This is a genomic window from Roseibium aggregatum (assembly GCF_017309185.1).
Classification (GTDB): Bacteria; Pseudomonadota; Alphaproteobacteria; order Rhizobiales; family Stappiaceae; genus Roseibium; species Roseibium aggregatum_B.
Map to the genome: position 1 here is coordinate 224,413 of NZ_JAEKJZ010000002.1, position 13,231 is coordinate 237,643.

A 13,231-nucleotide genomic window follows, 5' to 3' on the forward strand; every position below is an offset into this window, starting at 1 on the left:
TATTTTCGTAGCTGTTTGCAACGCGTTGGCGCGAATGCTCGCAACGACCGCCTGTTTCTCGAAGCGCTAGATTACTTCACGCTGCGCAACACATTCAGAAACAAGTGCGCCATCCTTCAAGTCGGAACTCTTGATCCTCCTCAGGTTGAAGTTGTTTTTGCGTGATTTGTGAAAGCCAGCTTCGGCCTAGATCTTCACCTTCTCGAAGCTCTGGCGGTATTGCTTCGGCGTCAGGCCGGTGCGCCGCTTGAAGGCGCGCTCGAAGGCCGACTGGTCGGAATAATCGAGTTCGCAGGCGATCTGGGCGAGCGAATGGGGCGTGTCGATGAGCGCGTGGCGGGCAACCCGGAAACGGCACTCGTCGAGAAGGGTCGAGAAGCGGATGCCCTCCTCGCCCAGGTGCCGGTGAAGCGAGCGGCGCGACAGGCCGAGGCGGCGGGCGATGCTTTCCTGATCCGACGTACCGGTTCCCAGACCCGCGAATATCGCGGTCCGCGTCCGGTCCATCAAGGAAGCGCCGCGTGCCTTGAGCATCAGGTCGCGGCTGAGGCTTTCAAGCGCCCGGCGGTAACGGTCCGTATCGTCCTTCGGCATCGGGGCATGGAGCACCGTCGCGGGAAAGCTGAGCGAATTGGTCTCGCATTCGAAAAGGCAGAAGGCGCCGGCGGTCTCCGCCCAGCTTGCCATCGACCGGGCCGGGCTGTGCTCGAAACAGATCAGGTCCGGGTTCCAGTCGTCGCCGGCGCCCCGGCGGATCAGCTGGGTCAGGACCGAGAGCGTGAATTCCGCGTCCTGGCGGCGCGGCCAGATATCCGGATTGACGATCCGGTAGGTCACCGTGGCGACACCGTCTTCCACGCTCAACTGAAGATCGGTTTCGCTTTGAACGAACTTGATGAAGCGTTCGAACGTCCTCAGCGCCGAGCCGACGGTGGACGCTGCAAGCAGCGCGTCGCCCAGTTCGCCCAGGTTTCGCAAGTCGAGAAGAGGACCCGATTTCCAGCCGATATTCGGCTGACCGAGAACCGCCGCGCCGCGCTCGTAGATTTCGACAAAGGAAACGAGAGGGATCTCTTGCTGCCAGTCCCGCCAGGCGGCGACGGGCACGCCGCTTTGCCGTCCCAGGGCCGCCGCTTCCAGGCCGGTCTGAGTCAGCAAATTGTGCAGGCCGAACAATGCGCCAGAAATGATGGTTGCGCCCTTGGGCATGACCAGCGCCCCGGTAATTACGGATCTCCAATACCTGTCCGCCGCGTAAACGGCGAACCGAAGAAAAACTACACCAAATAATAGCCGGCGCCGCAATCGCTTATGACCGCTTTTTAGCCGTGCCTTCTAATTTGGCCGAAAATGTCGAGAAGCCCCCTCAACGCCCCTCCTTAATGGCAGGACAGAGATCCGGGACGCACCGTGAAAACACGGGCGCCGGATGAGGGAACAGCATTTTGACCAGCTACGACGTGGCAATTGCCGGCGGCGGCCCCGCCGGTGCGTTCACCGCGCATGAACTTGCGCGTGCCGGGCTCAGCATCCTGCTGATCGACCCGGCGGTCACGCGTCCCCGCCTTGAAGGGCTGGGCGAACGCGTCGCGCATCTTCTTGAAAAACGAGGACTTCACGAGGCCCTGGCCGCAGCCGGTCGGCCCGTGCGTCGTTCAATTGCCTGGGCAGGCCTTCAGGAGCCTTCAAACGGAGAAAGGCTCGTGCGCCGTCACGACTTCGACGCGGCCTTGCGACGGGCCGCCGTCGAGGCGGGCGCCATCTTCCTTCAAGCCCGTGTCAGCCGTGTCGAAAGCGCCGGTCTGGGAGACGGCGTATCCGTGAAGCTTTCGAGCGGAGAAACGGTTACCGCCCGGCTCCTCGTCGACGCGCGCGGCCGCCAGGCACCGTCGGCGACCCGGCTCAAGGGCCCGCAGACCCTGGCGATCTCGGCCCTTTTGACAACCCCGCCTCAAACCGAAGAAACACATGTCGAGGCGGCCCCCCAGGGCTGGATGTGGTCGGCGCAAGATCCGGATTTCGGCCACTGGCTACAGATCTGCGTCGATCCCGACGGCCTCAAGGGCGCCGGACAGGAGGCCCTGGCGGAGCGGATGCACCGGTTCCTGTCGCAGCCCCGGTTCAAGGACCGCTTTCCGGACACCTCCTTTCAGGGACCGCTGTTTGCCCGGCATGCCGGTCTGGTCCTTGCCGCACCGAAGCTTGACGGTCCGGTCATTCCGGTTGGCGATGCGGCCGTCGCCATCGACCCGCTGTCCGGCCATGGCCTTTTCTGGGCACTTTCGTCCGCGCTTTCGGCGGTTCCAAGCGTGCTCAGCATTCTTGACGGCCCCGAGACCGGCTACGATCTCGCGACCCGTTTTTTCCACGACCGCGTGGTCGCGACCTTCTGGCGCCAGGCCCGGGTCGGCCGCGACTTCTACCGGCTGGAAAAGGACCTCGCCGGCGAACCGTTCTGGGAACAAAGAGCCGTCTGGCCCGACGACACCCCCGCGCACACCACCGAGGACGGCGTGCGCATGGACCGGCGGGTCGTCGTCGACAACAACCGCCTGAAAGAACGCGACATTCTCGTCACGCCCGAGCATCCGGACGGAATTGCCTTCATCGCCGGCGTTCCGGTCTCCGACCTGACCGGATTTCTGCGCGCGCCGGTGCCCACGGATGAAGCGACGACACACCCATCCCCCGCTTTCGCCGCAGCTCTCCAATGGCTGGAGAGCCGGGGCCTGCTTCACGACATAAAACCGACCAAAACGAGGGAAACAGCATGATCGAACGATTGCGAAAGGGGCATGCCGCCGGTCTCGCCGGACTGCTTCTTCTGACCCCCATACCGGGGCTGGCCCAGGACGGGGCCACGCTGCTTGAGGAAAACTGTGCCGGCTGCCACGCACCGGGCGAAAACGGTGCGCTCAGCCGGATCGCCGGCCAGCGCAAGTCGCCGGAAGGCTGGCTCATGACCATCGTGCGCATGCGCCTCTTCCACGGCATGGAAATCGACAACGATGTCCAGAGCCAGCTGGTTCACTATCTCGCCGACACCCAGGGCCTGGCACCGAGCGAGACCGAAGGCTATCGCTACATTCTGGAGCGGGAACCTGCAGTCGTCGAGGAAATCGACGCCCCGCTCGGCGAAATGTGCTCCCGATGCCATTCCGGTGCCCGCGTCGCACTGCAGCGTCGCACACAGGACGAATGGGATCTTCACATCGACTTCCATGTCGGCCAGTGGCCGACCCTCGAGTATCAGGCGCTCGGACGTGACCGGGAATGGCTGAAGATCGCGCGCGAGGAAGTCGTGCCGATGCTCGCCGAAAAATACCCGTTTGAAACGGAGGCCTGGTCCACCTGGCAGAGCGCTGAGAAGTCGGATGCCAACGGCACCTGGGTGTTCACGACGCGCCTGCCTTCCAAGGGCGAAGCCTATGGCACTCTCGAGGTTTCCGGCGAAACCCAGCCCTACACGGTGGCCGGAACGCTCAAGACGGCAAATGGCGACGAATTCGCGGTATCCGGCAAGCTGAACGTCTACACCGGCTACGAATGGCGTGCGAACATCGAGATCGGCGGCACGACCTACCGTCAGGTCCTGGCGATGTCGGAGGACGGCAGCACGGTTTCCGGCCGCCAGTTCCTGCACGCCGAAGACAGCCTCGGCGCGGCGTTCAAGGCGGTCAAGGCAGGTGACGGTCCGGCGATTGCCGGCGTGGTCCCCTCCACGCTCGCCGCCGGCGAGGCAACAACCGTGCAGATCGTCGGTACCGACCTTTCAAGCATCGACCTCTCCGGAGCCGTGGTCGCTTCCGGCGGAACGGCCAACGCCTACGGCGCCGCCATCGAGTTGTCGCCTGACGCCGGCACGGACGGCACCGTGAGCATCGCCGCCGGTGACGCTTCGGACAAGGACGGTCTTGCCGTCTACAGCCACATCGACAGCCTGAAGGTGGAGCCTGAATTCGGCGTTGCCCGTGTCGGCGGCGGCGGCGGATCGGCCGGCAAGGTCCCTGCCCGCTTCGACGCGGTCGGTTACTGGAACGGCCCGGACGGCCAGGCCGGAACCGAGGACGATGTCCGCATCGGCATCATCCCGGCGACCTGGTCGGTCGCGGCCTTTAACGAGGAAGCCGAAGTGCTCAAGGATGTCGAGCATGCGGGCGAGATGGACACAAGCCTCGGCATCTTCATGCCGGCGGTGGCGGGCCCCAATCCCGAGCGTCCGTTTTCCACCAACAACGCGGGCAATCTGAAGGTAGTTGCAACGAACGGCGATGTCTCCGGCGAAGGCCAGCTCATCGTCACCGTGCAACGCTGGAACGATCCCCCGATCCGCTGAGGAGGTTTGACGACATGGGTTATCTCTTCTTTCAACCGCAGAACGCGCATCGGGTGAACGTGGACGGGCGTCATCTCCTGTTCCACGTGCCGACCACCTCCCTCTTCGAGATCGACCGCCTCGACAGCGACGTGATCGATCTCTTCGCGGACCGCTCGAAGGTCAGCGAGACGGATGTGCGCGCGCGCTTCGAAGGCCGGGTCGATCCCGACCTGGTGACGGAGCGTCTCCGGTCCCTTCTGGACCTCGACATCATCACCGACGGCCGCCCGCCCAGGGCGGAGCGGCCGCCGGTCCATATCGAGAACTTCCCGCTGACGACGATCGTCCTGAACGTCAACACGGGCTGCAATCTGTCCTGCACCTACTGCTACAAGGAGGACCTCGACACGCCCTCAAGGGGCCGGCGCATGGCGTTTGATACGGCGAAACGCTCCATTGAGCTGCTTCTTGCCGAAAGCCCCGACCGTGACAGCTACAACGTCGTCTTCTTCGGCGGCGAGCCGTTGAGCAATCTCGGCCTGATCAAGGACGTGGTCGCTTATTCCGAGGACCGCTTCGGCAATCTCGGCAAGCGGGTCGACTTCACCCTGACCACCAACGCAACCCTGCTGACGGAAGAAATCGTCGACTGGCTGAACGCCCACCGCTTCGGCCTGACGGTTTCCATGGACGGACCGAAGGCGCTTCACGACAAGAACCGCAAGACCGTCGGCGGCAAGGGCACTTACGATGTCGTTGCCTCCAAGACGAAGATGCTTCTGGAACGCTACACCTCGCGGCCTGTCGGCGGCCGGGTGACACTGACCCGTGGCGTCACGGCCGTCTACGATATCTGGGATCACCTGAAGAACGAGATCGGCTTCCACGAAGTCGGTTTCTCGCCGGTGACCTCCGGCCCGGTCACGCCCTTCAACCTGACCGGCGACGAACTGGTGACGGTCTTCGAAGAGATGAAGCGGCTTGGCCGGCTTTATCGCGACGAAGCGCTTCAAGGCCGAAATATCGGCTTTTCCAACATGCACCAGCTGATGACCGATCTCTATGAAGGCCGGTCCAAGGCCCTGCCCTGCGGCGCGGGCCTCGGCATGCTGGCGGTCGACCACGAGGGCAGCCTCAACCTGTGCCACCGCTTCACCGGCTCCGACATGGAGACCTACGGAACGGTGGACGGCGGCATCGAGAAACAGAAGCTCGCCCGCTTCATCGAGGACAGGGCCGACCGGACCGAAAAGGGCTGCTCGACCTGCCGCATCCGCAACATCTGCGCCGGCGGCTGCTACCACGAGAGCTACGCCCATTTCTCCGACCCGATGAAACCGACCTACCACTACTGCGATCTGATGCGCGACTGGGTCGATTTCGGCATCGGCGTCTATGGCGAGCTGATCGACGGTGCGCCGGCATTCTTTTCAGATCACATCATGCCTCGGAGGGCATACGGCAAATGAGACACTTGAAACCCCTCAACCAGAAGGCCGACAAGGTCGTCAAGGCGGTCGAGACCGACAACATGGACGAAGTCCGCGCGATGCAGACCGTCGTGGCCGGCTGCGCCTCAACCCTGGACCCGGGCTGGGAGGTCGACCCCTTCGGCGGCGTCGCGGCCCTGTGCCAGCCGATGGAGGCCGATCTCTACGGCTGTTCCGACCCGTGCTGGTGGCCTGCCCAGGTGCCGGACACGATCAATTCCTACAAGGACTGGAACGCCGACGCCGACAACGCCGGCAAGGACTGGCGCTCTCTCGGCACCGTCTTCCCGTCCGACAGCGAAACCTGAAACGCGGCAAGGAGTTTACCAACATGCGAAATCTGATCGCAGCCACGGCCGCCGTCTGCCTGGGGCTCTCCGCCCTGCCGGCGCTGGCCAAGGACCTCATCGTCACGGTCGCCAAGCCGGACCGCCTCTATGTCATCGACGCCAAGGCGCGCACCGTCGAAACCGACTGCAAGCTCGACTTCAACCTGATCCCCGGTGTCATCGCCATGTCTCCCGACAACAGGATCGCCTATATTCTCGCCGGGCGATGGGAGAATGTGTACGGCGTGGATCTCGAAACCTGCGAAACGGTGTTTTCCGCCCATCAGTCGGACGGAGATATAAGGCGCAAGACCATCGCCTCGCTGGCCGTCTCCAAGGACGGCAAGGAAGTCTACACGGTCCGCAACCCGGTCCGGATCCTGGCCGACCGCTACGAGGTGCTTGAGCCGGAGCTCGCCGTCTACGACACCAGCGCCGGCCTCAAGGCCGAACCCGTGCGCACCTTTCCGGCCCCGCGCCGCATGACGGTGATGGCGACCGGACGCAACGGCATGCTTTACGCCGCCGGACACGAAATCTACGCCATCGACCCGAAAACCGGTGAGACCACGATCAAGATCGCGAACAAGTCCTGGGACCGGCCGACCTATTCCGGCCCGGACGTGCTCGCCTTCTGGCCGATCGGCACGCAGGCGGACGAATTCATGCTGCTTTATTCGGCGGCGGTCTTCACCGACGAGTCCCAGAGCGAACTCGCCGATTTCATCTGGGGTTACGAGAGCGTCGATCTCACCACGGGCGAAAGCGAGATCGAGGATTTCGCCAGCTTCGAGGTGATCATGTTCTCCGCAATCCGCGATCCGAACGACAAATCCAAGCTCTACGGGGTCTACACCCAGCTCTCCAAGCACGATCTTGAGACGAAGGAACTGGTCAAGCGGGTCGACCTGCCCCACACCTACTACTGCATCAACATTTCCTCAGACGGCAAGGAGATCTACGTCGGCGGCACCAACGACGACATCGGCGTCTACGATGCCGAAACGCTGGAACGCATCGGCGAGATCCTGCTGCCCTCCGGCGGCGACATGGCCGCCGGCACGATGCATGTGATCAGCACGGGAAGTTGACAAAAGACCATTCAAGATGCGCCGTCCCGGCCTCAGACCGGGGCGGACAAAAAATAATGTAAAACAGAGAAATAACACAGAAAACTAATGCACAGCATGAAACAGGCGACAGCATTGACGGGTGTACCGGAGGCCGACAAGGCGACACGTCGGCCGACGCTTCTGCGCGTCCTCCTGAAACGCCTGTTCGGCCCGCGCGAGGCGCTGTGGCTGACACCTCTGGTGCTGCCTTACCGCTGGCCGCTGGCCGCCCTGTTCGCTTTGTCGCTTGTGACCGCCCTCGCGGCCCTGATCCCGCCTTATCTGACCAAGCTCGTCATCGACCGCGGCCTGATGGCGGGCGACAAGCAGGCGCTGGTCTTCTTCGTGGTCCTGCTGTTCGCCGTCGGCCTCGCGGCGCTCGCGCTCGGCGCCGTCAATTCGCTGCTTCACCTGCGGTTTTCCGCAAGGCTTCTGGCGGACCTGCGCCGCGCGGCCGTGAAAACCATCTTGGCGCAGTCCCCGCGCTGGCAGGCCCGGCAGAAGACCGGCGAACTCATGAGCCGCCTCGACGGTGACGCGGGCGAGGTCCAGCAGTTCACCTTCGCTGTCCTGGTTACCGGTGCAGGCAGTCTGTTGCGGCTCTTGGGCGGGCTCGTCATGCTGTTCGTGCTCTCGCCGAAGCTCGCCGTTCTTGCCCTGGCACTTGCCCCCGTCGAGCTCTTCTTTTTCGCCCGGGCGCGGCCGCTCACCCATATGCGTGCCCGCGATGTCCGCGCGGCACGTGGTCATCTGGCCTCCAGCCTGGCCGAAACCATCGCCGGCCTGACTTCGCTTCGCGCGCTCAACGCGACACGGCAGGCCGAAGACCTGATCGACAGGCGTCAGAACGCTCTTGTCGCCGCGTTGATGTCCTCGCAGGTCTGGAGCGAGGTCACCAGGTCTGTGCCGATGGTGCTGACCGCAATCCTGCGCGGCGCGGTCTTTCTGATCGGCGGCCTTGCGGTCATCGAAGGCACCATGCCGCTCGGCTCGCTGATCGCCTTCACCGCCTATCTGGGTTTCCTGATCGGACCGATGCAGTCGCTGATCTCGCTGTGGCACGGCCAGGCCCGCATGAAGGCGGCGCTCGACCGGCTCGACCATATCATGAGCGCGCAACCGGACGTCCGCGCCCCGGAAACGCCCCTCGCCCTGCCCGCCGGACCCGGCCCGCTTGTCCTGTCCGACATTGCCTATGCGCCCACGGAAGGTGCCGCCCTGTTCACCGGCCTGAGCACCGTCATCCTGGCGGGCAGCAAGGTCCGGCTATCGGGGCCGTCCGGCGTCGGCAAATCCACTCTTTTGTCGCTATTGCAGCGGCACGACGATCCGGGCGCCGGCAGCATACTCCTGCATGGGATCGATCTGCGCCGCCTGGCCTTGAGAGACCTGCGCGAGGCGGTTGCCCTGGTGCCCCAGAAGGGACACGTCTTTTCCGGAACGCTGGCCGATAATCTGCGTCTCGGCTGCGCCCAAGCAAGCGATGAAGACATGCGCCGGGTCCTCGACCTTGTCGAACTGGCCGGCCGTTTCGAGACGGCGGGACCCGACACCCGCCTGGGCGAAGGCGGCCTGGAGCTTTCCGGCGGCGAGCGCCAGCGTCTTTGCCTTGCCCGCGCTCTCCTGCAACCGTTCCGGATCCTCCTCCTCGACGAAAGCCTTTCGGAGGTCGATCCCGAGCGGGTCGGGCGGATTATGGCAAGAATTGACGGGACTTATAGCGAACATACGCGCATTGTCGTCACGCACAGCGACAGCGACCGCTACGGAGATTTCGACATGGAGATCGACCTGAAGACCTTCGCGCCGGGCCAGGGTGCGGCCTCATGATCCGCGTCGGACTGATCGACGGCGCCCTGCCGCCGGACTGGCCGGGAGTGACGGTCCGACGCCGGTTCTGCACGATCGACGGTGCCGACCTGTCCCGAAAACACGCCTCGGCCATGGCCACCACCATCGGCGCCTATTGCGAGGATTTCAAGATTATCAATGCCGTGGTCTTTCCCGGCTCTCTTTCAACCACGCTCGGCATGGTCTGCGACGCACTCGAATGGCTGGGCGACGACCCGCCGGACATCGTCCTGTGCTCTTTCGGCTCGGCACGGGCTTCCGTCGAGCTTTCTGTCATGACGTCCCGCCTGCAAAACGGCGGCAGTCTTGTCGTCGCCTCGGCGCCTGCCAGAGGCGACCCTGTCTACCCCGCCGCCTATCCGGATGTCATATCGGTGCAGGGCGATGCCCGCTGCGGACCGGGTGAGATCTCGCGTCTCGATCTGCCGCAGGCTACCTTCGGGGCCTGCCCGCAGGCGCTTGGTGTGCCGGAGATCCGAGGAGCGAGCGCCGCAGCCGCCCATGCCGCCGGGCTTTTGGCGCAAAGCGGCGCCACTTCCGCGCCTGTGGCCGCCGGCGATCTTCTTCAGCATGTCCGCTACACCGGGCGTGAACGCAAATCGCCGGAGCTGAAGCCGGAGCCACAGCCCGCCTGAAGCCCGCTTGCGCGTCTCAGTCTTTCTGGAGCTTCGCCGCGATCCTGGAATGCAGATCCGCCATCTGTTTCTGGTCGAAGCCGGTCAATGTCGAGCACTCGCTTTCGGAAATACCGTTGGCCATGTAGTTGAGAGCGTTGGCCAGCGCGACGAGTTCGTCCTTGCTGAAGCCGATTTCAATGGTTGACGAAGTCATGGGGTCCTCGACGGTGATCGGAAGAAACAAGAAACCTGCCGGCACCGGTCCGGCAGGTGTCTTTTCCAGGCTGGACCGGGACAGGTGCTGCTGGAACAAGAAGTGTAATACCAAGTCTCATTGAGTGGGACTCATCTGTCGAGTCCGGCCCCCTGCCCGACCGGCCTCGTTTCAGTTCAGATTGTCGTAATAGGTCATGCCGGAGGTCGGGCGAAACGCCGTGCCGCAGTCGAGAGGCTTCAGATTGGTGATGATGACCGTTCCGGTCGTCGCGTCCCAATAGCCGTGACGGTTGTTCGCAAGGGCCTTGTCCGCCGTCGGCGCATTCAGAATTCCCTCCAGAAACACCGCGAAGCCGGCCGCACTGCCAATCGTTGGCAACGGAAAAGCCAGTCCGGCGATGTCCGTACCGTGCACGAATTCCGCGTGATGTTTCACAAAGGCATGCCCGTGCGCGATATCGGTTGCGAAATCGTGATTGGTCGCGGCCGTGCAGTTGTTGACCGCATGGGCCGGGGTTGGCCAGGCGGTAACCGTTACCACCGCTGCCGTCACACCCGCCAGGGCAATGGCAGCCAGGGCGGATTTGAACCTGTTGGTACGCATTTGCTGTTCCTTTCCAGTTCAAGTGTCAATCGTGAAGGTCTTCAAGAGACCAGCCTGTGAGAGGTCGGTGATCAGGCCGGCCTGCGTTTCCTCGTCCACAAACTTGCGGGCGGTATCGGGCGATCCGAGTTGGTATCCGTTCCAGGCGACATCCACCGTTAGGGAAATGTTGAAGGTGCTTCCGAAAACGCCCGACTTCTTCTCCTTGCGCAGAACGAAACCCGTCTTGACGAAATTGAGCGAGGGCGCGTCGCTCACCGCCGCGTTGACCAGACCGAAACTGATGGTGGGACGAACGCTTGGACCTTCGCCCGGCTGCGCGACGATTGCGTCGAAGATCTTGTCCAGGGGCGGTTCGAAAAACGCCCTGAACGCCGCTTTGAAGGCCTCGTCCAGACCAAGCGTTTCCAGCACTTGCGCGGCGGCGAGGTCCACCAGATCCACGCTTGCGCTGTCCTCGTCCGCGACAATCTCGCTTGCGGAATTGGACGAAATATTCGCGGCCGTCAGGCCGGGAAGATTGCTCATGGCTTTCTGGAGGGCGCTTGTGCCCTCGGAGGCCGGCTGTCCGGCCACGTAATGGGCGGCAATGCCGAGGTAATTCACCAGCAGACGCTGCTGTTCAGCCAGGTCCTTGCCTGGCTTCTGCAAACGCAACAGAACGTATCCGGGCTGGTAACCCGTCAATTCGGCCTTGGACATGAGAAGCTCCCGTCGTGATCTGAAGCCGAAAGGAAGACTTCCCGCTTCAGAACGCGTTGTCTTGGATGCGCGGGCGTCGGCTAGTTTTTCGTCGCCGCGTTGGAACCAAAGAAGTTCTTCGCCTTGGTGATGTCGTCCTTGGTCGAGCCGGTGATGACGGCGTCCCAGTCATCCTTGTTCTTCTTGTTGGCGGGATTGTTCATGGTGGCCCAGTTCAGGAGCAAGGACCCCTTCTGGTACTTGAAATCGAAGTCGAACTCTTCCGCCGAACCGCAGGTCGAATAGACCGTCTTTTCCTTCTCGGTGAACGAGATGAAGTAATATTCGGCAACGCTCTTCAGCTCCCAGATTCTGGCTGAATTCAGGATCGGCTGATAGCTGAAAGACAGGTGATAGGTGTTCATTTCCTTGTATTTGGACTTGATCCCCGCGGAGATCTGGTCGCCCAAGGACGTGAGAAACGATCCGAAGGCCGGCGCGATGGCTTCAGCCGCGGCCCAGGTTATGAGGTTTTCAAGGAATTTGGTCGCAATCTGGATGCCCTTTATGTGCTCCTGATAGCGGTAACTGGTGATATCCGTGGGCGTGTAGAACTCCGCCGGAATGTTGCTGAGCGGCGCCTGCCAGTTGTTCGGATCCGCCCACTTGTCCGGCTGCCGCTGATAATTGTGGGTCATCCAGGCGGTGACCAGACCCAGGCCCGATTGCAGGTAAAACTGCTGATCCGACAAAAGCTTGGCGAACACCTTCTTTTCCTCCTCCGGAAGATCGTCGGGAATTGTGCCGTTGAATTGCAGCACCGAACCGGTGGTGTTCTGGTCAGCCTGAAACATTTGCGGCGTCTGGCCCTGCGGATCTTCCGCAAGAGCCAGTTCCGCCGCCGCCAGCAGACTGTGCCGGGCTGGAGAGGGAACGAAAAAGGTACTGGCATTTGAGATCTTTTCGGCGAGTGCGGCACTCATGAGAACCTCCCGTCATGGAGTTGCATTTCTGAAATCTTCATCTCGAAGATGCATCAACCATAAGATGCGCTCAGCCCGGCGCCTGTTCCCTGGGGAACAGCTGCACGACTTTTTCGTCCGCCCTTGCACCGCCCTCAAACGGGTGCCGCGAAGCTTTCCAGAATGTCGGGATTGACGAGCTGAATCCGGCCGGCCTCGATCCTGATCGCACCCGCGGCCTTGAAAACCTGCAGATGCTGGTTGACCTTGGGACGTGTCGCATTTGTGAGAAAGGCCAGCTTTTCCTGGGAAAGAAACACCGGCGTCAGGTTAAGGAGCGCAGGCTGCATTTTCAGGAAGACAAGCAACTGGCGCGCGAGCCTCTCCCGCAAGGAACAAAGCGCAAGCATCTCCGCCGTTCCGGTCGCGGCCGCATATCTCTCCAGGAGGAGGTTTCGCAAGGACTGGTTGAAAGCCGCATCGCTGTCCAGCGCTTTCAGAGCATCGTGCTCGATGCACAAGGCGAGCGTCGGCTTTTCGGCGATCAGATCGGCCCGGCTTGCGAAGCCCGTCGCCGTCGCGGTCAGGCCGGCGATATCTCCGTCCATATAAAAGGCAAGAATGAACTCCCGGCCAAAAGCCGACGTCAGACTGACTTTCGCCAGCCCGGTCACGATCAGGATGAGCGTCTTGCTGGTCGTTCCTTTCGAGAGAAGATACCTGCCTTTGTAATAGGTTCGGCTGACCGACCGCGACGCCAGAAAGTCCTTTGCATAGCTGTCGAGGTCCCGGAAGAGGCGGTTTCTTGAAATGATCGTCAGCCGATCTTCATGATTCACGGCATGCCCCCCAAGCACTCCCCGAACCGGAAACGCCCTGCCTTGCTTTACCCAACGTAATCAGATACTCAACTCTAGTTAAAGATGCGTTCTTTTCATTTTCAATTTTAAAGTTAATCACATTCACGACAAGGGGGCGGCGGTTTTTCGGCGCAGCCGACGCGGATCTCTTGATTGTACTTGAAGATTTTGGCATTGCTTGCGACGCACCG

Annotated in this window: 13 protein-coding genes; 7 read left to right on the forward strand and 6 right to left on the reverse strand. The window is 62.3% G+C overall.

Annotated features, from left to right (window positions below; all coding sequences use genetic code 11):
• Positions 1 to 186 precede the first annotated feature (186 nt).
• Positions 187 to 1,209, reverse strand: a complete 1,023-nt coding sequence (locus JF539_RS13260; RefSeq protein ID WP_207141149.1) for an AraC family transcriptional regulator — start codon at positions 1,207 to 1,209, stop codon at positions 187 to 189.
• Between the two features lie 236 nt (positions 1,210 to 1,445).
• Between JF539_RS13260 and JF539_RS13265 the strand changes: the two genes are divergently transcribed.
• The 7 genes from JF539_RS13265 to JF539_RS13295 all read left to right on the forward strand — a co-directional run bounded on the left by JF539_RS13265 (position 1,446) and on the right by JF539_RS13295 (position 9,735).
• Positions 1,446 to 2,774, forward strand: coding sequence for an NAD(P)/FAD-dependent oxidoreductase (locus JF539_RS13265; protein ID WP_209017272.1), 1,329 nt, complete (start codon positions 1,446 to 1,448; stop codon positions 2,772 to 2,774).
• Positions 2,771 to 4,336: a quinohemoprotein amine dehydrogenase subunit alpha gene (gene peaA / locus JF539_RS13270; RefSeq protein ID WP_207141150.1), complete on the forward strand. Its 1,566-nt coding sequence runs from the start codon at positions 2,771 to 2,773 to the stop codon at positions 4,334 to 4,336. The genes JF539_RS13265 and peaA overlap by 4 nt, the downstream gene beginning before the upstream one ends.
• A 14-nt stretch (positions 4,337 to 4,350) precedes the next feature.
• A complete protein-coding gene (gene peaB / locus JF539_RS13275) occupies positions 4,351 to 5,787 on the forward strand; it encodes a quinohemoprotein amine dehydrogenase maturation protein (RefSeq protein ID WP_207141151.1) in 1,437 nt (478 codons plus the stop codon).
• Positions 5,784 to 6,116: a quinohemoprotein amine dehydrogenase subunit gamma gene (gene qhpC / locus JF539_RS13280; RefSeq protein WP_207141152.1), complete on the forward strand. Its 333-nt coding sequence runs from the start codon at positions 5,784 to 5,786 to the stop codon at positions 6,114 to 6,116. The genes peaB and qhpC overlap by 4 nt, the downstream gene beginning before the upstream one ends.
• A 23-nt stretch (positions 6,117 to 6,139) precedes the next feature.
• Complete coding sequence (gene peaD / locus JF539_RS13285; protein ID WP_207141153.1) at positions 6,140 to 7,228, forward strand: quinohemoprotein amine dehydrogenase subunit beta; 1,089 nt, start codon at positions 6,140 to 6,142, stop codon at positions 7,226 to 7,228.
• A 96-nt stretch (positions 7,229 to 7,324) separates the two neighbouring features.
• Entirely contained in the window at positions 7,325 to 9,079 is a 1,755-nt protein-coding gene (locus JF539_RS13290) for an ABC transporter ATP-binding protein (RefSeq protein WP_207141154.1), read from the forward strand.
• A complete protein-coding gene (locus tag JF539_RS13295) occupies positions 9,076 to 9,735 on the forward strand; it encodes a hypothetical protein (protein ID WP_207141155.1) in 660 nt (219 codons plus the stop codon). The genes JF539_RS13290 and JF539_RS13295 overlap by 4 nt, the downstream gene beginning before the upstream one ends.
• Positions 9,736 to 9,751: 16 nt before the next feature.
• On the opposite strand, the gene JF539_RS13300 is transcribed toward JF539_RS13295, so the two are convergent.
• From JF539_RS13300 to JF539_RS13320, 5 genes are all read right to left on the reverse strand, one after another.
• Positions 9,752 to 9,931 (reverse strand): hypothetical protein, encoded by a 180-nt coding sequence (locus JF539_RS13300; protein WP_207141156.1) that lies wholly within the window; start codon positions 9,929 to 9,931, stop codon positions 9,752 to 9,754.
• Positions 9,932 to 10,102: 171 nt separating this feature from the next.
• Positions 10,103 to 10,537 (reverse strand): hypothetical protein, encoded by a 435-nt coding sequence (locus JF539_RS13305; RefSeq protein ID WP_207141157.1) that lies wholly within the window; start codon positions 10,535 to 10,537, stop codon positions 10,103 to 10,105.
• Positions 10,538 to 10,555: 18 nt separating this feature from the next.
• Entirely contained in the window at positions 10,556 to 11,239 is a 684-nt protein-coding gene (locus JF539_RS13310; protein WP_207141158.1) for a hypothetical protein, read from the reverse strand.
• A gap of 80 nt (positions 11,240 to 11,319) precedes the next feature.
• The gene (locus JF539_RS13315) at positions 11,320 to 12,201 is read right to left on the reverse strand and encodes a hypothetical protein (RefSeq protein ID WP_207141159.1); all 882 of its coding nucleotides are present in this window, start codon (positions 12,199 to 12,201) and stop codon (positions 11,320 to 11,322) included.
• A gap of 134 nt (positions 12,202 to 12,335) precedes the next feature.
• Positions 12,336 to 13,019 carry a Crp/Fnr family transcriptional regulator gene (locus JF539_RS13320; RefSeq protein ID WP_207141160.1) on the reverse strand — a complete coding sequence of 228 codons (684 nt, stop codon included), beginning with the start codon at positions 13,017 to 13,019 and terminating at the stop codon, positions 12,336 to 12,338.
• Between the last annotated feature and the right edge of the window lie 212 nt (positions 13,020 to 13,231).